Below are 20169 nucleotides of genomic sequence, written 5' to 3'. Positions count from 1 at the left end.
GCCCGCCATGGACGCCGACCGCCTCCAGGCGCTGCTGCGCGCCACGTTCCTCGGCGAGCTCGAGGACCACGTGCGCAGCCTGACCGCCGACCTGCTCGCGCTGGAGCGCGCGCCCGGGCCGGACCGCGCCGAGCTGCTCCAGCGCATCTTCCGCACCGTCCACAGCGTGAAGGGCTCCTCGCGCGCGGCCAGCGTGGAGGCGGTGGAGGCGCAGGCGGCGCGCATGGAGCGGGCGCTGGCGGCGGCGCGCGACCGGCCTCCCGAGGAGGCGCGGCCGCTCGTGGACGAGCTCCTCGACGCGGTGGACGCCATCGAGGAGGCCGGGCTCCGGCTGCGCGGCCCCGGGGGGCGCGAGGGCGCGCCGCTCGAGGCGGTGGTGCGGCCCCCGGAGCCGCCCGGGGGCGGCGGGGCGGGCTCGGTCCGCCTGGACGCGGCCCGGCTCGACCGGCTGCAGGCGCTCGAGGCCGAGCTGCGCGCGGCGCGCCACGCGGGCGAGGGCGCGCGCGCGCCGCTCGAGGCGCTGCAGGCGGAGGTCCGCCGCTGGCGGGCGGAGTGGGCCGAGGACGCCCGGGCGCTGCGCGACGCGCTCGCCCGCGCCGGCGCGCCGGCCGCGGCCCAGGCCGCCGCGGGCCGGCAGGCCGCGCGCCTGGCCCGGCTGGAGGCGGAGCTGGAGCGCGTGTCCGCGGCGGCCGCCTCGGCGCGGCGCCGCGTGGCGCAGGCCGCCGAGCCGCTGGCCGACGAGCTCCGCGCGCTGCGGATGGTGCCGTTCGCCGAGGCGTGCGCCGGGCTGGAGCGCGCCGCGCGCGACGTGGCCCGCGGCGCCGGCAAGGAGGTGGACGTCTCGATCGCGGGCGGCGAGGTCGCGCTCGACCGCGCCGTGGCGGACGCGCTCCGGGCGCCGCTCCTGCACCTGGTGCGGAACGCGGTGGACCACGGGCTCGAGCCCCCCGCGGCGCGCGCCGCCGCCGGGAAGCCCGCCCGCGGGCGGATCGCCGTGACGGCGGTGCTGCGCGGGGGCGAGGTGGAGATCGCGGTCGAGGACGACGGGGCCGGCCTCGACCTGGACGCGATCCGGCGCCGGGCCGAGCGCGCCGGCCTGCCCGAGGCCGCGGACGCGCGGGCGCTGGCGCGGCGCGTGTTCCTGCCCGGCTTCACCACCGCGCCGCGGGTCACCGAGGTGTCGGGCCAGGGCGTGGGCCTCGACGCGGTCCGCGCCGCGGTGGAGGCGCTGCAGGGCGCGGTGGACGTGGAGACGCGGCCCGGCCACGGGACCCGCTTCGTGCTGGTGGTGCCGCTGACGCTGCTCGCGCTGCGCGCGCTGGTCGTCTCGTGCGGCGGCGAGTCGGTGGCCATCCCGGCGAGCCAGCTCCGGCGCCTCGTGCAGGTCCACCCCGAGGGCCTGCGCCCGCTGGGCGGGCGCGACACCGTGACCGTGGACGGCGAGCCGGTGCCGGCCGTCGCGCTCGCCGAGGTGCTGGGGCTGCCCGCCGCGGCGCCGGCGGGCGGGCGCGCGCCGCTGCAGCTCGCGGTGGTGGCCGCGGGCGGCCGCCCCGTGGCCCTGGCGGTGGACGCGCTCCTCGCCGAGCAGGAGCTCCGCGTGCGCGGGCTCGGCGCCCGGGTCCGCGCCCTGCCCCACCTCGCCGGCGCGGCGCTGCTCCCCGACGGCGACGTGGCGCTCGTGCTGAACGTGCCGGCGGTGGTGGCCTCGGCGCTGGGCCGGCCCACCGCCTCGCTCGCGCCGGCCGCCGCGGCGCCGCGGCGGAGGCCGCGCGTCCTGCTGGTGGACGACTCGCCCACGACCCGCGCGCTGGAGCGCTCCATCCTGGAGACCGCCGGGTACCGGGTCGCGACCGCCGCCGACGGCGCGGAGGCGTGGGCCATCCTGGAGCGCGAGGGGGCGGACGCGCTGGTCGCGGACGTGGAGATGCCGCGCCTCGACGGCTTCGCGCTCACCGAGGCGGTGCGCGCCTCGCGGGCCCTGGCGGCCCTGCCGGTGGTGCTGGTGACCGCGCGCGAGGCCGAGGCGGACCGCGCGCGCGGCCTCGCCGCCGGCGCCAGCGCGTACCTGGTGAAGAGCGCCTTCGACCAGCGGAGCCTGCTCGACACGCTGGAACGCCTGCTGGGGTGACCATGATCCGCGTGCTCGTGGTGGAGGACATGCCCACCGCCCGCCAGCTGCTGGTGGGCATCCTCTCCGCCGACCCGGAGCTCGAGGTGGTGGGCCAGGCGTCGGACGGCGCGGAGGCGCTGGCGCTGGTGCGCGCGCTGCGGCCCGACGCGATCACCATGGACGTGATGATGATGCCGGTGGACGGCATCCAGGCCACCGCGCAGATCATGGCCGAGCGTCCCACGCCCATCGTCATCGTCACCTCGCTCGACGTGAACGAGGTGACGCTGTCGATGAAGGCGCTCGCCGCCGGCGCGCTCGCGGCGCTCCCCAAGCCGCGCGGCCCCGGCTCCCCCGGCTTCGCCGAGGACGCCCGCCGGCTCGTCACCACGGTGAAGGCCATGAGCCGCGTGGCGCTGCTGCGCCGCCCCGAGGCCGCGCGCCTCGCCGCGCCGCCGCCGGCCGCACCGCCCGAGGTTCCCCGCGGCCGGGTGGTGGCGGTGGCCGCCTCGACCGGCGGCCCGGCCGCGCTGCAGCGCATCCTGGCCCGGCTCCCCGCCGGCTTCCCCGCGCCGGTGCTGGTGGTCCAGCACATCGCTCTCGGCTTCGCGGAGGGGTTCGCGCGCTGGCTCGCGTCTGCCGGTCCGCTCCCGGCGCGCGTCGCCCGGGACGGCGCGCTCCTCGAGCCGGGCGTGGTGCACGTCGCGCCCGACGACCGGCACCTGGGCGTGAGCGCGGACGGCGCGCGCGCGAGGGTGACCGACGAGGCGCCGGTGGGCGGGTTCCGGCCCTCCGGCACGCCGCTGTTCCGCTCGGTGGCGGCCGCCTACGGCGCCGGGGCGGTGGGCGTGATCCTGTCGGGCATGGGCCGGGACGGCGTCGAGGGGCTCGCCGAGCTCCGGCGCGCCGGCGGCCGGATCGTGGCGCAGGACGCCGCCTCCTGCGCGGTGGACGGCATGCCGGGCGCGGCGCAGGCCGCCGGGCTGGCGGACGCGGTGCTGGCGCCGGACGCGATCGCGGATCGCCTGGGACTCTGGGTCCGGCGCTGACCCGCGCCCGAGGGCGTCCGCTGGCCTCCCGGGCAGGTTGTGTTCGCCCCACATGCGGCCTAGAGTCGCCTCCGAATGGACGCCACCCTGCCCCCTTCGGGTGCGCCCGACGGCGCCTCCCAGGCGGCGGCGGCCCTGGACGCACGCGCGCAGCTCGAGGAGACGCAGCGCCGCCTCGCGTTCCTGTACGAGGTCACCGGCGCGCTCTTCGAGGACGCGCGCGGTCACCGCGCGACCCTGGGCAAGCTCGCCCGCCTGGTGGTGCCGCACCTCGCCGACTGGTGCCTGGTCCACCTGGTCCGCGACGACCAGGCCGAGCGCGTCGCCGCCGAGCACTGGAACCCGGACCTCGCGCCGCTCGCGAGCACCCTGCCCCGCGCCGTCCCGCTCGGCGGTCCGGGAGCGCACGGGCTCGCCGCGGTGGCGGCGAGCGGGCGCGCCGAGCTGAACCCCGACCCGCCGCCGCCGGATCCCGCCGAGCCGGCCGACGTGGCCGCCCTGCGCCGGCTGCGCGCGCGGTCGTGGGTCGTCGTGCCGCTGCGGGTGCGCGGCCGGACCCGCGCGGTGATGACGCTCGCGTTCGCCGAGTCCACGCGGCGCTACGGCGGGCACGACCTGGCGCTGGCCGAGGACCTGGCGGCGCGGGCGGCCATGGCGCTCGAGAACGCGCTGCTGTTCGAGGAGGTCGAGCGCGCGGTGCGGGCCCGCGAGGACACGCTCTCGATCGTCTCGCACGACCTCAAGAACCCGATGTCCGCGCTGCTGCTCGGCATCCAGCGCCTGGCGCGCCTGGTGGACGAGCCGCGCCGCCCGCAGGGCGACGCGCTCCTCGCGAAGCTCGAGCGCACCGTCCGAGGCATGAACCGGCTCATCGAGGGGCTGCTGGACCTCGCCCGCATCGAGGCCGGGCGGCTGCAGCTCGATCGCCGCCCGGAGCCGCCCGCCGCGGTGGTGGCGCGTGCGACCGAGCCGCTCGAGCCGCTCGCCGCCGAGCGCCGCCAGCGGATCTCGGTGCGCCTCGCCCCCGACCTGCCGGTGCCGGCCTGGGATCCGGATCGCATCGCGCAGGTGATCGCGAACCTGGTCGGGAACGCGCTGAAGTTCGGGCCGGACGGCGAGGAGGTCGTGATCACCGCCGAGCGGCACGGCGGCGCCGTGCGCTTCGCGGTGGTGGACCGCGGCCCCGGCGTCGCGCCGGAGGTCCGCGACCACCTGTTCGACCGCTACTGGCAGCCGGCCGGCAGCCAGAAGCGCGGCCACGGCCTGGGCCTGTTCATCGTGCGCGGCATCGTCGAGGCGCACGGCGGCCAGGCCTGGGTCGAGAGCGAGCCGGGCCGCGGGGCGGCGTTCTACTTCAGCGTGCCCTGCTAGCGAGGGCTGCGCCCTCGCCCCGCCGACCCTGAGCTTGCCGAAGGGCGGCGGGGTCCCACGGGCGCGACGTGCGTCGCGAAGCCGCACGCCGCGGAAGTAACTAACCGGTTATATACTTGCCTGCATGGCGACGGCTCCCCCTCGCAGGCGCGACGCGCAGGCCACCCGGGCCGGGCTGCTGGAGACGGCCGGCCGCGCGTTCGCGGAGCACGGCTACGACGGCGCGCGCATCGACGACATCGCGGCGCGCGCCGGCGTGAACAAGCGGATGATCTACGCGTACTTCGGCGACAAGGACGGCCTGTACCGCGCCGTGCTCGACGCGCACCTGACGCTCGCGCTCGCCGCCGCCGATCCCACGCCCGCCGGCGCGCGCGCGGCGCCGCGCGACGAGGTGGAGACGCTGGTGCGCCGCTTCTTCGGGTTCCTCTCGGAGCACGAGGACTTCGTGCGGCTGATGGGCTGGGAGGCGCTCTCGCGCGCCCGCCGCGGTCGCAAGCTCCTCACCGACCGCATCGCCGCGAACCTCGACCCCATCCACGCCGTGCTCCGGCGCGGCGTCGCCCAGGGGGCGTTCCGCGCCGACCTGGCGCCGCGGACGTTCACGATGAGCGTCAGCGCGCTGTTCCTCGGCTACTTCATGCAGCGCCCGTTCCTCGAGGCGCTGTGGTCCACCGACCTGCGCGCCGCCCGCGCGCGCGAGGCCGTGCTGCGCGACCTCGTGCGCCTCCTGCTCGACGGAATCGGAGCCTGAGATGACCCGCCGCCCCCTGACCCCGCTCCTCGCACTCGTCGCGTTCGTCGCGCTCGTGGCCGCCTGCGGCCAGCGCGCCCCGGCGCCCATCACCGGCCTCGTGGACGCGACCGAGATCGACGTCGCCTCGAAGATCCCCGGCCGCGTGAAGGCGCTGGCGGTGCGCGAGGGCGACCCGGTGGAGGAGGGCCAGGAGCTGGTCACCATCGAGAGCCAGGAGGTCGCCGCGAAGATCGACCAGGTGAAGGCGGCGGTGGATGCAGCCCGCGCCCGGCTCCAGATCGCCGAGCGCGGCGCGCGCGCCGAGGAGCGCCAGCAGGCGCGGCGGGCGCTCGACACCGCCCGCAGCCAGCTGGAGGTCGCCGCCAAGGCGCACGAGCGCGCCACCGCCCTGCTCGCCACCGGCACCATCACCCAGGCCGCCTTCGACGAGGCCGACTTCAAGTTCAAGGCCGCCCGGGACCAGCTCGCGGTGGCGCAGGCGCGCCACGACCTCGTGGTGAAGGGCGCCCGCGCCGAGGAGGTCGAGGCGCTGCGCGCGCTGGTCCGCCAGGGCCAGGGGAGCCTGGCCGAGGTGGAGAGCTACGGCCGCGAGACCGTCCAGACCGCGCCCATCGGCGGCGAGGTGGCCAAGATCCTGGTCCACCGCGGCGAGCTCGCCGCCACCGGCTACCCCATCCTCACGCTGGTGGACCGGACCGACGCCTGGGCGGTGTTCCCGGTCCGCGAGGACCTGCTCGGCGCCGTGAAGGTCGGGACCGAGCTGGACGTCGAGGTCCCGGCGCTGCGCCGGCGCCTGCCGATGACCGTGTTCTCGGTGGCGCCGCTCGGCGACTTCGCCACCTGGCGCGCGACCGGCGAGAAGGGCAGCTTCGACCTGCGCACGTTCGAGGTGAAGGCCCGGCCGCGCCAGCCCGACCCCGAGCTGCGCCCCGGCATGACCGCGCGCTTCGCGCCCGCGCTGCCCGCGGCCCCGAGGTGAGCCGTGGGGTTCCGCGCCGCCTTCCTCGCGCACCTGCGGGCGCTCGCCGCCAGCCCGCGCTACCGCCTGATGCTGGCGGTGTTCCTGGGCGCGAGCTGGCTGACCATCGCCACCTACCGGCAGGGCGTGATGCGCGAGCTCCCGATCGCCGTCCTCGACCTGGACGGCACCGGCCCCTCCCGCACCGTGGCCCGGTACCTCGACGCCACGCCCGAGCTCCGCGTGCTCACCGACCCGCCCCCCACGCTCGCGGCCGCGCAGGACGCGCTCGACCGCGGGGCGCTGGCGGGCGTGGTCCTCGTGCCGGACGGCTTCTCGGCGGACCTGAAGCGTGGGCGCCGCGCCGAGGTCCTGGTCGCCGTGGACATGAGCAACGTGCTGGTCGGGCGCACCGCCTCCCGCACGATCGCGAAGGTGCTCGCCACCGTGTCCGCCGGGGTCGAGCTGGGCGCGCTCCAGAAGCTCGGCACCGCACCGTCGGCCGCGCTCGCGAAGGCCGCGCCGGTGGTCGTCACCGAGGCGCTCGCGCGCAACCCGGGCGCCAGCTTCGCGGTGTACCTGGCCCCGGCGTTCGCGCTGTTCTTCGTGCACCTGGTGACGCTGTTCCTGGCGTGGTCGGTGATCTGGCCGCCCGCCCCCGGGCGCCGCCCGGCCGAGGCGATGGGCCGGTGGGCGGCGGTGCTCGCCGTGTCGCTCGCCCTGGCGCTCCTGTCCACTTACGGGCTGCTCCGCATCGACGGGATCCGCCCCGCCAGCCCGTTCCCGGTGGTCGCGCTCTCGCTGCTCGCGCTCGTGGGCGCGGAGCTGCTGTTCGCCGCGGCGGTCGCGGCGCTGCTCGGCGGCGGGCCGTTCGCGTTCCAGTCCACCGTGCTGCTCGGGGTGCTCTCGCTCATGTTCTCCGGGCTCACCTGGCCATGGGACGCCATCCCCGCGCCGGTCCGCGCCATCTCGAGCGCCCTCCCCTTCACCCCGTTCGGCCGCGCGCTCCGGATCTTCCTCCACGAGCCCGCCGGGCTCGGGGACCTGGCCGCGCCGCTCGGCTGGCTCACCGCCCAGGCCGCGTGCTTCGCCGCGGTGATCGCGGCGTCGCGCGCGGCGCGGGCGCTCGCGGCCCGGGCGCGCGCGCGGAGGGCGGCATGACCGGCCGGGCCTGGCTGGACGTGCTGCGCGCGAGCGCGCGCGAGGAGCGGGGGCGGATCCTCCGGGAGCGGTCGATCCTGCTCGTGCTGCTCGCGATCCCGCTGCTGTACCCGGTGATCGTGGCCTACCTGTACCACGCGGAGGACGCGCGCGACCGGCCGGCGCTGCTGCTCGACCTGGACGGCTCGGCGCTCTCGCGCCGGCTGGCCCTGGAGCTGGACGCGACCCCGGAGCTCCGGATCGACCGCCGCGTCGCCTCGCTCGACGACGGCGTGGCCGCGCTGCGGCGGGACGAGGCGGAGCTCCTGCTGGTCGTCCCCGGCGACTTCTCGCGCCGGCTGAAGCGGGGCGAGCAGGCCCAGCTCGCGGTCTGGGCCGGCGGGGCGAACATGTACACGTGGGCCATCGCCTATCCGGCCGCGGTCACGGTCGCGGGCGCCACCGGCGCGCGCGTGCGGACCGCCGCGTTCCTCGCGAAGGGGATGCCGCCCGAGGCGGCGCGCGCCCGCGCCGCGCCCATCGCGGTCGGCGATCGCCTCCTCTACCACCCCACCGGCTCCTACGGCCGCTACCTCGCCGCCGGCATCTTCCTGGTGGTCCTCCAGCAGCTCGTGGTGGTCTCGCTCGCGTTCAGCGCCGGCGCGCGCCTCGAGGCCGGGCTGCCGCCCGCCGGCCGCGAGCCGTTCCCGCTGGCGCGCCTGCTCGGCATGGCCGCCGCCCACGCGCCGTTCTGGCTGGCCGGGGTCGCCTTCGTGGGGCTCGTGCTCATGCCGGCCATGGGCTGGGCCGGCCCGAGCGTCCTCGCCACCGCCGCGCTGCTGCTGGCCTTCGCGGTGGTGATGGTGCCGGTCGCGATCGGGCTGGCCAGCCTGGCGCGCGATCGGATGGGCACGTTCCAGCTCCTGATGTTCTTCTCGGTGCCGCTCTTCCTCGCGTCCGGGTTCACCTGGCCTCCCGGCCAGCTCCCGCGCGCGGTCGAGCTCGCCACCGCCGTGTTCCCGGCCACCCCCGCGCTGCGGGCCCTGCGGGTGCTGGTCATGAAGACCGGCGACCTCGCCGCCGTCGCGCCCCAGCTCGCCTGGCTCGGGGCGCTGCTCGTCCTCCACTCCGCCCTGGCGGTGCTGGTGGTCCGCCGCGCCCCGCTGGCGCGCCGCCTCGCCGCGCTGCGGCGGAGGCCCGGGGCCGAGCCGCCCTCCCCTGCCTCGAGGACCACCCCATGATCGCTCCCTCCCTGCTCGCCCTCGCGCTCGCCGCGGCCGCGGAGGCCGGCGCTCCCCCCGCCGCGGCCGAGGCCGCCGCCCCGGCGCCGCCGGTGCTCACGCTGGACGCGGCGTTCCGGCGCGCCCGCGAGGCCAGCCTCGAGCTGCGCATCGCCGGCGAGCGGCTCGCCCAGGCGCGGACGCTGGCGCGGAAGGCGTGGAGCCACTACCTGCCCCAGGTGACCGCGGGCGGCTCGTACGCCTGGAACTCCGAGGACGTGGTGCTCGACCTGCCCACGAGCTTCGCGATCCGCGACGTGGGCCGGCCCACCAGCGCGCCGCGCGCGGCGCTCCCGCCCTACGATCCCGGGCGCCCGTTCTCCCCGGTCAACCTCCCCGGCGAGGCGACCACGCTCGCGCTCGTCCCGACCTCGGTCGAGGAGCTGGAGCTCCAGCGGAAGACGCAGTACGGCGTCCAGGCCGAGGTGAGGCAGGCGCTCCTCGCGCCGCGGCTCTGGCCGGCCATCCGCAACGCATACCTGGCCGAGGAGGTTGCGGGCGCGCAGGTCGCCGACACCCGCCAGAAGCTGCTGTACGGGGTCGCGCAGCTCTACTACGGCGCGGCCACCCTCCGCGAGGCGGTCGCGGTGCAGGAGCGCACGCTCGAGACCTGGCGGCGGCACGAGACCGACGCCGAGCACCTCGCCGCCCAGGGCGCCGCGCCGCGCCTGGCCCTGCTGAAGGCGCGCACCGACCGCGCGCGCGCGGAGCAGGAGCTGATCCGGACGCGGAACGCGTACGCGGCGGCCCGGCTCGCGCTCGCGACGCTCCTGGACCGCGACGCGGACTTCGAGGTGGAGCGTCCCCCCGAGCCGCCGGCGCCGTCCGCCGACGCGCGCGAGCAGGAGGAGCGCGCCGCCCGCCGCCCCGACGTGGAGGCCGCCCGCGGGCGCCTGGCGCTGGCGCAGGGGCAGCGCCGCGAGGCGGCCGCCGCCTACCTCCCGACGCTGGGCGTGAGCGGGACCTGGCGCTGGGCCAGCATCACCGGCTTCACCGGCGAGCACGCCGGCTGGACCGTGCTGCTCGGCCTGCAGTGGACGCTCTTCGACGGCGGCCGGCGCGAGGCGGAGCTCGCCGACGCGGGCCACCGCGCGGCCGAGGCCGACGCGGCGCTCGCGCTCGCCTCGAACAAGGCGCGCGACGAGGTCCGGCGCGCCCGGCTGGACCTGGACAGCGCGGCGGCCGCCGCGCGCAAGGCCGAGGAGCAGGCCGCGCTGGCGCGCGAGGCGCTGGAGCAGGCGCAGCGGGCCCACGCCGCCGGCGCGGCCACCTACCTCGAGGTGGCGGACGCCACCAGCGCCGCGTCCTCCGCCGAGCTGGGCCTGGTCGCGGCCACGCTCGACGCGCGCCTGGCGCGCCTCGCCCTGGCGCGCGCGGCCGGCACGTTCGATCCCTGACGGCGCCGCCCGGGCCCGGCGTGACGCCGCCGGCCCGCCCGGGCTGGCCCGCAATTCCTGACCCGTCGGTCAGTGACGCTTGCGGTCGCGCGCGCGGCGCCGTACAAGGGGCGTCGCCATGGCCCGCCGCCCAGCCCCCGGCGCCCACGAGGCGCTGCTCGAGGCCGCCCGCGAGGAGATCTGCCGCCACGGGCTCGCGCACGCCCGCGTCGAGGACATCGCGCGCCGCGCCGGCATCTCGAAGGGCGCCTTCTACCTGCACTTCCCCACCAAGGACGCGGCGTTCGCCGAGATCGTCCAGCGGCTCTACGGCGCGCTGGAGGAGCAGACCCGCCGCCGCGAGGAGGCGGAGCGCCGCTTCGACCGGGACCACCGCGACGAGGACGGCCCGGCGCTGCTGCGCGCGCAGCTCGAGTTCGAGGTGGCGGTGGACCTGGAGTCGCTCGAGCTGCTCTGGCGCAACCGCCACGTGATCCGCGCGCTGGAGGCGGCGGGCCCGGCGTGGACCCGCGGCCTGGCCGGGTTCCGGCGGCGCCTGCAGCGCGCGCTCCGCGATCGCATCGCCGCGAAGCAGGCCGCCGGCCGGCTCCGCCGCGACATCGACCCGTCCGCCGTGGCCGACCTGCTGGTCGGCACGTACGAGGGCTTCGTGCGGCGGACCGCCGAGCTGCGCCAGAAGCCGGATCTCGCCGGCTGGGCGCGCTCCTTCCTCACCATCTTCTACGAGGGCATGGCGGGGCCGGCCGCGCGCGCCGCGCCGCCCGCCCGCGCCCGCCGCACCGCTTCCTGACCCGCCGGTCAGCACCGGAGACCCGCCCATGCCGCCGCTCCGCCCCGCCCTGCTCCTCGCGCTCGCCGCCGCCGCCTGCGGCCGCCGCGGCGCCGATCGGCCCCCGCCGCCTCCCCCCGCGCCGGCGACCGCCCCCGCGCCCGCCGCCGGACCCGCGGCCGCCGCCGCGCACCTCGCCGCCCCGGAGCGGATCCGCTTCGCGCCGCGCGTCACCGCCACCGGGACGCTGAAGGCGCGCCAGGCCTCGGCGCTGGCGGTGAGCGTGGCCGGCACGCTGGAGCGCGTCGCCGTGCGCCGCGGGCAGGAGGTGCGCGAGGGGGCGCTCCTGGCCGCGCTCGACACCGGCGCCGCCGCGGCGGCGGTCCGGCAGGCCGAGGCCGCGGTCGAGGCCGCCCGGGCGCAGCTCGCGCTGGCGGAGGACGCCTTCGCCCGCACCGAGCGGCTCCGCCGCGAGGAGGGCGCCTCGGAGGCGCAGGCCACCCAGGCGAAGGCCCAGCGCGACCTCGCCGCCGCGCACCTCGCCGCGGCCCAGGCGCAGGCGGAGCAGGCGCGGGTCCACCTCTCTCACCACCGGCTGGTCGCGCCCTTCCCCGGCGTGGTCACGCGCGTGCCCGACGGCGTGGGCATCGCGGTCTCGCCCGGCGTCCCGCTCGTCACGCTCGTCACCACGCGCGAGCTGGTGCTCGAGACCTCCCTCACGCAGTCCGAGGCCGCCGAGCTCCGGCCCGGCGCCCGGGTGGCCGTGTCGCTCCCCGGCACCGGGGCACGCACGGCGGACGCGGTGGTGACGGTGGTGGTCCCCGCGGTGGACGCGGCCACGAACCGCGTGCCGGTGGAGATCGCGGTCCCCAACCCCGACGGCCGCTTCCTCGCGAACGCATACGCGCGGGCCGACCTGCCCCGCGGGGCGGAGCGCGAGGCCTTTCGCGTGCCCGCCGCGGCGCTGGTCCAGCGCACCGGGGGCCACGCCGTGTGGCTGGCCGGCGGGGACGGCAAGGCGCGGGCCCTGCCGGTGCGCCTGCTCGGCGAGGAGGGCGAGACCGCGGTGGTCGTGCCGGAGGGCGGCGCCTGGCCGGAGGGGCTGCGCGTCGTCACCGACCCGCCGATCGGGCTGGCCGAGGGCGCGGCGCTGGCGCAGGTGGGCGGATGACGCTCTCCGACGTCGCCATCCGCCGGCCCGTCTTCACCGCCATGATGTCGGTGACGCTGGTCGTGCTCGGCCTGCTCGGCCTGCGCCGGCTCGGCACCGACCTCTACCCCGACGTCAGCATCCCGTTCGTCACCATCACCACCACCTACCCCGGCGCGAGCCCGGGCGACGTCGAGGAGAACGTCACCCGGCCCATCGAGGACGCGGTCTCCTCCATCGCCGGGATCGACAAGGTCTTCTCGTCCTCGCGCGAGGACGTGTCGCTCGTGTTCATCGAGTTCGAGCTGTCGGTCCCGCTGGGCGAGGCGGTCCAGAACGTCCGCGACAAGGTGGGCATCGCGCAGGGGGAGCTGCCGCTCGGCGCCCGGGCGCCGGTGATCGCGCAGTACGACGTGGCGGCGCAGCCGGTGCTCGTGTTCTCGGCGGCGTCCGGCCAGGACCCCATCGCGCTCCGCGAGAAGCTGGACGACCAGGTGCGCCCGCGCCTCGAGCAGCTCGAGGGCGTGGCGGCGGTGCGCATCGTCGGCGGCGCCGAGCCGGAGGTCTCGGTGGACCTGTTCCGCGACCGGCTCCGCGGGGTCGGGCTCGACCCGGACGCCGTGTTCCGGCGCATCCAGGGCGAGCACCTCGACCTGCCCGGCGGGAAGTTCCCGGCCGGCGACGGCGAGGTCGGCATCCGCGTGCGCGGCGAGTTCCGGGACGTGGACGCGCTCCGCCGCATGCCGGTGGCCGCCGCGCAGGACGGCTCGCTGGTGCGGCTCGCCGAGGTGGCGCTGGTGCGCAAGGGCGCCAAGGAGCCGAAGACGCTGGTCCGCACCGACGGCGTGGACGCGGTCGCGGTCGAGGTGGTGAAGCAGGCCGGCGCGAACTCCGCCGCGGTCGCGAACGAGGTGAAGCGCCTCCTGCCCGAGCTGCAGGGCGAGCTCGGGTTCCGGGCGCAGGTCCTGGTGGACCAGTCGGAGATCATCGAGGCCAACGCGCACGAGGTGTGGGTCGCCATCTTCTTCGGCGGCGCCATGGCCATCCTCATCATCCTGCTGTTCCTGCTGGACGTGCGCGGCACGATCATCTCCGCGCTGGCGCTGCCGACGTCGGTGGTGGGCACGCTGTTCGTCATGTACTGGATGGGCTTCTCGCTCAACCAGCTCACCCTGCTCGGCCTGTCGCTCGCGATCGGCCTGCTCATCGACGACGCTGTGGTGGTCCGCGAGAGCATCACGCGGCGCCTGGAGGCGGGCGAGGCGCCGCCGGTGGCGGCCAGCCGCGGCACGCAGGAGATCGCGCTGGCGGTGATGGCGACGACCTTCACCCTGGTGGCGGTGTTCGTGCCGGTCGCGTTCATGCAGGGCATCACCGGGCAGTTCTTCCGCCAGTTCGGGCTCACCATCACGGTGGCCGTGCTCATCTCGCTGTTCGTGGCGTTCACGCTCGACCCGATGCTCTCGGCGCGGTTCGTCCGCGCGCACGTGCCGGGCCAGGCGCGGCGGGAGCACCCGGTGGCGCGGCGGATCCGCGCCGGGTTCGACGCCGGCGACCGCGTGTACGCGCGCACGCTGGACTGGGTGCTCCGGCACCGCGGCCTCACCTTCGCGGCGGCCGCGCTGCTGTTCCTGGCCAGCCTGGCGGTGGCCCCGCTGCTCGGGTCCGAGTTCGCGCCCAGGGAGGACCGCAACCAGCTCATCGTCAACCTGGAGTACCCGCCGGGCACCAGCCTCGCCACCGCCTCGCGGCGCAGCGCCACGCTGGAGCAGCGCGTGCGCGCGCTGCCCGGGGTGACCGCGGTCTACGCGACCATCGGCTACCAGGAGGACCCGCGGCAGGTCCGCTGGCGCGTCAACCTGGTGGACAAGAACGCCCGCCCCGACGGCGTGGAGACCTACAAGGACTGGATCCGCGGCGTCCTCGCCGCGGACGAGCGGCTCGCGACCCGCGCCGTCTCGGACCCGCCCATGCTCGAGGGCATCGGCGACTTCCCGCCGGTGCTCATGCACGTGACGGGGCGCGACTTCGCCCGCCTCCGCGAGGAGGCGGAGCGGCTGGTGGCGGAGATGCGCTCGATCCCTGCGCTCACCGACATCCAGCTCAAGGACTCGCCGGGCAAGCCCGAGCTGCAGGTCGAGGTGGACCGGGAGGAGGCGGCGCGGCTGGGCGTCCCGGCCGGCGCGGTCGCGCTGCAGGTGCGCCTGGCCACGCAGGGCGAGGTGGCGGGCAAGCTGCGCGAGGGGCGCCGCGAGTCGGAGATCCGCGTGCGGCTGGCCGGGGACGACCGGGAGTCGCGCGGCGCGCTCGACGGGATGTGGATCTCGACGCCGCGCGGTCCGGTGGCGCTCGCGCAGCTCGCGCGGCTGGAGCGCTCGACCAGCCCGGCCGTGATCGAGCACCAGCGGCGCGAGCGGAGCATCTCGGTCTGGGCGCAGATCGCCCCGGGGCACGACCTGGGCGGCGCGGTGCAGGCGCTCCGCGCCAGGGTGGCCGCGCGCCCGCTGCCGGCCGGCTACGCGTACCTCTGGGACGGCATGCAGAAGGAGCAGGCCGAGTCGCAGGCGAACATGGGGATGGCGCTGCTCATCGCGGTGGTGTTCATCTTCATCGTCCTGGCGAGCCAGTTCGAGTCGTTCGTCCACCCCTTCACCATCATGCTCTCGCTCCCGCTCGCCATCGTGGGCGCGGTGCTGGGGCTGGGGCTCGCCGGCCAGACGGTGAACCTCGGCTCGCTCATCGGGATCATCCTGCTCATGGGGCTCGTCACCAAGAACGCCATCCTGCTGGTGGACGCGGCGCTGCAGCACCTGCGCGAGGGCGACGACCCGGAGACCGCGGTGCGCAGGTCCGGCCCGCGCCGCCTGCGCCCCATCCTCATGACCAGCGGCGCGATGATCCTGGGCATGCTGCCCACCGCCCTCGGGAAGGGCATGGGGAGCGAGTTCCGCGCGCCCTTGGCCATCGCCGTCATCGGCGGCGTGATCACCTCCACCATGCTGACGCTGTGGGTGGTGCCGGTGGTCTTCGTGTGGGTGGAGAGCCTCCGGCGCCGGGGCCGGCGCGGACCGCGCGCCGTCGCGGACGCCGGCGCGGACACCGCGGCGCCGGAGCCGCCGGCCGCCGCCCGCGATCGGGCCGCCGGCGGGGTCTAGCTCCCGCGGCCCGGCGCCCGGTGGCATACTGCGCGGCCATGTCCGAGCGCCGCGCCTTCTCGACCTCCGTGTTCTGCCGCCACGGCGGCGCCGTCCTGCTCATCCGCCACCGCCGGCTCGGCACCTGGCTGCCGGTGGGCGGCGAGCTCGAGGCGGGCGAGACGCCGCTCGAGGGCGCGGTGCGCGAGCTCCGGGAGGAGACCGGCCTCACCGGCCGCTTCCCGGCGGGGCTCGGGGTGGACGGCTCGCCCCCGGGGCTCATCGGCTACGAGGAGCACCCCGCCGGCTCGAAGGGGCTGCACCTGAACTTCGCGTTCGTGGCCGACGTGGCGACCCGGGATCTCTCCGCCTGCGACGAGTGGGACGCCGCGCGCTGGGTCACCCGCGACGAGCTCGCGGCGCTCGAGTGCCCGGCGAACGTCCGCCAGCTCGCGGCGCTGGCGCTCGACGCGCCCGCCGCCTAGCGGCGTACGCGCCCGCGACCGCGGCCGCGGGCGTCCCCGACCTCGCGGCCCAGGGCACGCGGCCCCATGTTGTCCGCATGCCGCGGCGCGCTCCGCCGGGCGGCACCGCCGCCCCGCTCGTCCCCCCTCGCGCCACGCTGGCGGCGCTCCGCCGCGCGGCCGCCGGCTGCACGGCCTGCCCGCTGTGGGAGCGCGGCACGCAGACCGTGTTCGGCGCCGGGCCGCCGCGCGCCACCGTGATGCTGGTGGGCGAGCAGCCCGGCAACGACGAGGATCGCGCCGGCGAGCCGTTCGTCGGCCCCGCCGGCCGCCTCCTGGACCGTGCGCTCGCCGCCGCCGGGCTGGACCGGCGCGACGCCTACGTCACCAACGCGGTGAAGCACTTCAAGTGGGAGCCGCGCGGCAAGCGCCGCATCCACCAGAAGCCGAGCGCCGGGGAGGTGCGCGCCTGCCGTCCCTGGCTCGACGCGGAGCTCGCGGCGGTGCGGCCGCGCGCCCTCGTGTGCCTGGGCGCCACCGCCGCGCAGGCGCTGCTCGGGCGCGGGTTCCGCCTGACCGAGCGGCGCGGGCAGCCGGTGCCCTCCCCGCTCGCGGAGATCGTCATCGCGACGGTGCACCCGTCGGCCGTGCTGCGCGCCCCCGACGACGCGGCCCGGCGCGAGGCGCTGGCAGGCCTCGTCGCCGACCTGGCGCGCGTCGCCGCGCTGCTGCGCCGGTCCCCGTCGCCGGAGCCGCCCGCCGCCGGCCCCTGGTAGCGCCGCCCATTCGCGTAGAGCCCTGCTGCGGCGCACGCTGGCTGCCTGCGCCGGGCAGACTCGTCCCTGCGCTGCTCGACGTGCCTACGGGCACGCCTGCGCTGCTCGGTCCTCGTGTGCCCGGCTCGGCGACGCCATCGTGTGCCTCGCGACGGGCCCCACGCGAACGGGAGGCGCTGTGACGCCCGGCTCAGCCGGCCAGGTACTTCTCCAGGATGGGGCGGAGCTTCTCGCGGGTGGCCGGCGCGATCCGGCTGCGGTCCGACCAGATCGCGAGCGCCAGCGCCGACTGGCACCCGCACGGCTTCTCGAGCGCGGCGACGTGCGGGATGGCCCGGCGGATCAGCTCGATCGCGTTCTGGGTGGCGGACTTCACGTTCGCCAGCAGCTCCTCGATGAGCTTCGCCTGGTCGAGCGTGGCCGGGTGCGGCTTCCAGCAGTCGTAGTCGGTCGGGAGCGCCACGAGCGCGTAGCAGAGCTCCGCCTCGCGCGCGAGCTTCGCCTCCGGCATCACGGTCATGCCGATGAGCGAGGCCCCCCAGCTCCGGTGCAGCTCGCTCTCGGCCCGGGTCGAGAACTGCGGGCCCTCCATGCAGACGTACGTCCCGCCCTGGTGGACGCGGGCCGGGAACCCGGTGCCCGCCTTCACCAGCACGTTGCGGAGCGTGGTGCAGAACGGCGCTGCGAACTCCACGTGCACGGCGAGGTCGTCGAAGAAGGTGCCGGCGCGGCGGAAGGTCTTGTCGATCACCTGGTCCGGGATGACCAGGTTGCGCGGCGCGACCTCCTCGCGGAGGCTGCCCACCGCGCCGCTCGCGAGCACGTGCGTGACGCCCAGCGACTTCAGCGCCCAGATGTTGGCGCGGTACGGCACCTGCGACGGGTTGAGCATGTGCCCCTCCCCGTGCCGCGGGAGCAGCGCCACCGGCACCCCGCCGACCTCGGTGAGCGTGATGGGCGCGGACGGCCTGCCGAAGGGCGTGTCCAGCTCGCGGGCCTCGCCGCCGCCGAGGGCGCCGAGCGCCTCGCCCAGCCCCGTCCCCCCGATCACCCCGACCATCGCGCGCGCCATCGAGCCCCTCCGTCGCCGCGGCTGCGGCGAAAGGGCGAGTATACCCGCCCGGACGCCTTCCCTGCGCAGCCTTCGGCCCGTCGCGCGCCTCGCCCGGCGGCCTCGCCGGCGCAATGCGCGCCAAAAAAGAAAAAGCCCGCCAGAGCGGATTGCTCTGGCGGGCACGAAAAGATGCGGCAGCGACCTACTCTCCCACACCGCTTCCGGTGCAGTACCATCGGCTCTGGTGGGCTTAACTACCGTGTTCGGGATGGGAACGGGTGTGACCCCACCGATATAGCCACCGCAAACCTTTGAAAGAACGTGAGGCTCGTCGCCTCTCGACAACCGCTACGAAGGGAAAAGAAGAGCACCGCACCGCGGGGCCGCTGAGGGCCGTGCTTCCACTGCTCCTGCGAAGGAATTCGATCTCGACCTCGAGCAGGTCGCCTACGACCTGAGAAGAGGGAGACCAAGCCGCACGCCCTATTAGTACCGGTCAGCTGAGCGCCTCACAGCGCGTACACCTCCGGCCTATCGACCTCGTCGTCTTCGAGGGGGCTTCAGGGGCTTGCGCCCGGGAGAAGTCGTCTTGAGGTTGGCTTCCCGCTTAGATGCTTTCAGCGGTTATCCGTTCCGCACATAGCTACCCAGCGATGCCTCTGGCGAGACAACTGGTACACCAGCGGTGCGTCCATCCCGGTCCTCTCGTACTAAGGACAGATCCTCTCACTTCTCCTACGCCCACGGCAGATAGGGACCAAACTGTCTCACGACGTTTTGAACCCAGCTCGCGTACCGCTTTAATTGGCGAACAGCCAAACCCTTGGGACCTGCTCCAGCCCCAGGATGCGATGAGCCGACATCGAGGTGCCAAACCGCGTCGTCGATGTGAACTCTTGGACGCGATAAGCCTGTTATCCCCAGAGTACCTTTTATCCGTTGAGCGATGGCCCTTCCATACAGAACCACCGGATCACTATGACCTGCTTTCGCACCTGCTCGACCTGTCGGTCTCGCAGTCAAGCTCCCTTATGCCATTGCACTCGACGCCTGGTTTCCAATCAGGCTGAGGGAACCATAGCGCGCCTCCGTTACCTTTTGGGAGGCGACCGCCCCAGTCAAACTACCCACCAGCCATTGTCCCCAACCCCGATGAGGGGTCCAGGTTAGACACCAGAAATCGACAGGGTGGTATTTCACCGTTGCCTCCCCCCGAGCTAGCGCCCAGGGTTCATAGGCTCCCACCTATCCTACACAATCAATTCCTAGTGTCAGTGGCAAGTTGTAGTAAAGGTTCATGGGGTCTTTCCGTCTTGCCGCGGGTAAACTGCATCGGCACAGCTATTTCAATTTCGCTGAGTCCCTGGTCGAGACAGCGCGGAAGTCGTTACGCCTTTCGTGCAGGTCGGAACTTACCCGACAAGGAATTTCGCTACCTTAGGACCGTTATAGTTACGGCCGCCGTTTACCGGGGCTTCGGTTCATCGCTTTGGCCTTGCGGCCTGACGAATCTCCTTAACCTTCCGGCACCGGGCAGGCGTCAGACCCTATACATCCACTTGACGTGTTTGCAGAGTCCTGTGTTTTTGTTAAACAGTCGCTACCGCCATTTCGCTGCGACCCAGCATTGCTTCGGGAGCAAGTCCCTACACAATCCCGGGCCCACCTTCTTCCGAAGTTACGGTGGAAAATTGCAGAGTTCCTTGACCAGAGTTCTCTCAAGCGCCTTAGGATTTTCTCCTCGCCCACCTGAGTCGGTTTGCGGTACGGGCGCCTCGCTGGCTCCACGCGGGGATTTTCTAGGAAGCATGGGATCACGCACTTCAGGCCTTGCGGCCACGTCATCACCTCTCGGCGTTAACGGCCTCACCTTTTCATCGTATGAGGCCCGCCTACGGGCTTGAACCGTCACGTCCGTCAGACGGCTGCGCTACCCTTCTCCGTCCCCCCTCGCTTCAACGCCAACGGGGCGGTACAGGAATATTAACCTGTTGTCCATCACCTACGCCTTTCGGCCTCGGCTTAGGGCCCGACTAACCCTGGGCGGATTAACCTTCCCCAGGAAACCTTGGGCTTACGGCGAACGAGTTTCTCACTCGTTTTGTCGCTACTCATATCGGCATCAGCTCTAGAACGCACTCCACCAGTCCTTGCGGTCTGGCTTCACCGTCCGTTCTATGCTCCCCTACCGATCAGCTTGCGCTGATCCCGTGGCTTCGGTGCCATGCTTGAGACCCGATACATTTTCGGCGCAGTCTCGCTTGATCAGTGAGCTATTACGCTATCTTTAAAGGATGGCTGCTTCTAAGCCAACCTCCTGATTGTCAAAGCGCTACCACATCCTTTTTGTGATCACTTAGCATGGACTTTGGGACCTTAGCCGACGATCTGGGTTATTCCCCTCTCGCCGATGAATGTTATCACCCACCGACTGCGTCCCGGGATAACAGTTTCAGGCATTCGGAGTTTGGTACGGGTTGGTAATCTGGTAGGACCCCTAGCCGTTCCAGTGCTCTACCTCCTGAACTGAATTTCCCGAGCCGATACCTAAATATCTTTCGGGGAGAACCAGCTATCACCAAGTTTGATTGGCCTTTCACCCCTACTCACAGCTCATCCCAGAAGTTTTCAACCTCCATGAGTTCGGTCCTCCACGCGGTTTTACCCGCGCTTCAACCTGGCCATGAGTAGATCACCTGGCTTCGGGTTATAATGATTGCGACTGGCGCCCGTTTCGGACTCGCTTTCGCTGCGCCTCCG

14 protein-coding genes and 2 rRNA genes (1 of these 16 running past the window's edge) are annotated in these 20169 nt (G+C 74.7%); 13 read left to right on the top strand and 3 right to left on the bottom strand.

Going from position 1 to position 20169, the window contains the following annotated elements:
- The first annotated feature begins 7 nt into the window (after positions 1–7).
- The 13 genes from ACOQFB_RS07725 (at position 8) to ACOQFB_RS07665 (ending at position 16355) form a co-directional block, all read left to right on the top strand.
- The gene (locus ACOQFB_RS07725) at positions 8–2128 is read left to right on the top strand and encodes a response regulator (RefSeq protein WP_494492522.1); all 2121 of its coding nucleotides are present in this window, start codon (positions 8–10) and stop codon (positions 2126–2128) included.
- A 2-nt stretch (positions 2129–2130) separates the two neighbouring features.
- Positions 2131–3159: a chemotaxis-specific protein-glutamate methyltransferase CheB gene (cheB, locus tag ACOQFB_RS07720; RefSeq protein ID WP_059438933.1), complete on the top strand. Its 1029-nt coding sequence runs from the start codon at positions 2131–2133 to the stop codon at positions 3157–3159.
- A 75-nt stretch (positions 3160–3234) separates the two neighbouring features.
- Complete coding sequence (locus ACOQFB_RS07715; protein WP_421610972.1) at positions 3235–4530, top strand: GAF domain-containing sensor histidine kinase; 1296 nt, start codon at positions 3235–3237, stop codon at positions 4528–4530.
- A 124-nt stretch (positions 4531–4654) separates the two neighbouring features.
- Complete coding sequence (locus ACOQFB_RS07710) at positions 4655–5284, top strand: TetR/AcrR family transcriptional regulator (protein WP_059438935.1); 630 nt, start codon at positions 4655–4657, stop codon at positions 5282–5284.
- A gap of 1 nt (position 5285) precedes the next feature.
- Complete coding sequence (locus tag ACOQFB_RS07705) at positions 5286–6266, top strand: HlyD family secretion protein (RefSeq protein WP_059438936.1); 981 nt, start codon at positions 5286–5288, stop codon at positions 6264–6266.
- Positions 6267–6269: 3 nt separating this feature from the next.
- Positions 6270–7406, top strand: a complete 1137-nt coding sequence (locus ACOQFB_RS07700) for an ABC transporter permease (protein ID WP_059438937.1) — start codon at positions 6270–6272, stop codon at positions 7404–7406.
- Positions 7403–8626: an ABC transporter permease gene (locus ACOQFB_RS07695; RefSeq protein ID WP_421610973.1), complete on the top strand. Its 1224-nt coding sequence runs from the start codon at positions 7403–7405 to the stop codon at positions 8624–8626. Before ACOQFB_RS07700 ends, ACOQFB_RS07695 begins: the two co-directional genes overlap by 4 nt.
- On the top strand, positions 8623–10062 hold the full coding sequence (locus tag ACOQFB_RS07690) for a TolC family protein (protein WP_059438938.1): 1440 nt from the start codon (positions 8623–8625) through the stop codon (positions 10060–10062). Before ACOQFB_RS07695 ends, ACOQFB_RS07690 begins: the two co-directional genes overlap by 4 nt.
- A 118-nt stretch (positions 10063–10180) precedes the next feature.
- Positions 10181–10852 (top strand): TetR family transcriptional regulator, encoded by a 672-nt coding sequence (locus tag ACOQFB_RS07685; RefSeq protein ID WP_421610974.1) that lies wholly within the window; start codon positions 10181–10183, stop codon positions 10850–10852.
- 28 nt (positions 10853–10880) lie between these two features.
- Entirely contained in the window at positions 10881–12002 is a 1122-nt protein-coding gene (locus tag ACOQFB_RS07680) for an efflux RND transporter periplasmic adaptor subunit (protein WP_421610975.1), read from the top strand.
- Positions 11999–15136, top strand: coding sequence for an efflux RND transporter permease subunit (locus tag ACOQFB_RS07675; RefSeq protein WP_421610976.1), 3138 nt, complete (start codon positions 11999–12001; stop codon positions 15134–15136). Before ACOQFB_RS07680 ends, ACOQFB_RS07675 begins: the two co-directional genes overlap by 4 nt.
- 38 nt (positions 15137–15174) lie before the next feature.
- Positions 15175–15600 (top strand): NUDIX hydrolase, encoded by a 426-nt coding sequence (locus ACOQFB_RS07670; RefSeq protein ID WP_421610977.1) that lies wholly within the window; start codon positions 15175–15177, stop codon positions 15598–15600.
- 77 nt (positions 15601–15677) lie between these two features.
- A complete protein-coding gene (locus ACOQFB_RS07665; RefSeq protein WP_421610978.1) occupies positions 15678–16355 on the top strand; it encodes a UdgX family uracil-DNA binding protein in 678 nt (225 codons plus the stop codon).
- A 190-nt stretch (positions 16356–16545) separates the two neighbouring features.
- Here ACOQFB_RS07665 and mtnP read toward each other — a convergent pair whose 3' ends face one another.
- From mtnP to ACOQFB_RS07650, 3 genes are all read right to left on the bottom strand, one after another.
- Positions 16546–17427, bottom strand: a complete 882-nt coding sequence (mtnP, locus tag ACOQFB_RS07660; protein WP_421610979.1) for an S-methyl-5'-thioadenosine phosphorylase — start codon at positions 17425–17427, stop codon at positions 16546–16548.
- A gap of 171 nt (positions 17428–17598) precedes the next feature.
- Positions 17599–17715 (bottom strand): 5S ribosomal RNA (gene rrf / locus ACOQFB_RS07655).
- Positions 17716–17874: 159 nt separating this feature from the next.
- Positions 17875–20169, bottom strand: a 23S ribosomal RNA gene (locus tag ACOQFB_RS07650) (it continues 684 nt past the right edge of the window).

The organism is Anaeromyxobacter sp. Red801 (assembly GCF_049201065.2).
Lineage (GTDB): Bacteria > Myxococcota > Myxococcia > Myxococcales > Anaeromyxobacteraceae > Anaeromyxobacter.
This window is presented reverse-complemented; position numbering and strand designations above follow the sequence as displayed.

Excerpts from the sequence above, each read along its gene's own strand:
- ACOQFB_RS07710 (WP_059438935.1), top strand. The coding sequence starts at position 4,655 with ATGGCGACGGCTCCCCCTCGCAGGCGCGACGCGCAGGCCACCCGGGCC.
- ACOQFB_RS07715 (WP_421610972.1), top strand. The coding sequence starts at position 3,235 with ATGGACGCCACCCTGCCCCCTTCGGGTGCGCCCGACGGCGCCTCCCAG.
- ACOQFB_RS07680 (WP_421610975.1), top strand. The coding sequence starts at position 10,881 with ATGCCGCCGCTCCGCCCCGCCCTGCTCCTCGCGCTCGCCGCCGCCGCC.
- ACOQFB_RS07725 (WP_494492522.1), top strand. The coding sequence starts at position 8 with ATGGACGCCGACCGCCTCCAGGCGCTGCTGCGCGCCACGTTCCTCGGC.
- mtnP (WP_421610979.1), bottom strand. The coding sequence starts at position 17,427 with ATGGCGCGCGCGATGGTCGGGGTGATCGGGGGGACGGGGCTGGGCGAG.
- ACOQFB_RS07705 (WP_059438936.1), top strand. The coding sequence starts at position 5,286 with ATGACCCGCCGCCCCCTGACCCCGCTCCTCGCACTCGTCGCGTTCGTC.
- ACOQFB_RS07675 (WP_421610976.1), top strand. The coding sequence starts at position 11,999 with ATGACGCTCTCCGACGTCGCCATCCGCCGGCCCGTCTTCACCGCCATG.
- ACOQFB_RS07685 (WP_421610974.1), top strand. The coding sequence starts at position 10,181 with ATGGCCCGCCGCCCAGCCCCCGGCGCCCACGAGGCGCTGCTCGAGGCC.
- cheB (WP_059438933.1), top strand. The coding sequence starts at position 2,131 with ATGATCCGCGTGCTCGTGGTGGAGGACATGCCCACCGCCCGCCAGCTG.
- ACOQFB_RS07670 (WP_421610977.1), top strand. The coding sequence starts at position 15,175 with ATGTCCGAGCGCCGCGCCTTCTCGACCTCCGTGTTCTGCCGCCACGGC.
- ACOQFB_RS07695 (WP_421610973.1), top strand. The coding sequence starts at position 7,403 with ATGACCGGCCGGGCCTGGCTGGACGTGCTGCGCGCGAGCGCGCGCGAG.
- ACOQFB_RS07690 (WP_059438938.1), top strand. The coding sequence starts at position 8,623 with ATGATCGCTCCCTCCCTGCTCGCCCTCGCGCTCGCCGCGGCCGCGGAG.
- ACOQFB_RS07665 (WP_421610978.1), top strand. The coding sequence starts at position 15,678 with ATGCCGCGGCGCGCTCCGCCGGGCGGCACCGCCGCCCCGCTCGTCCCC.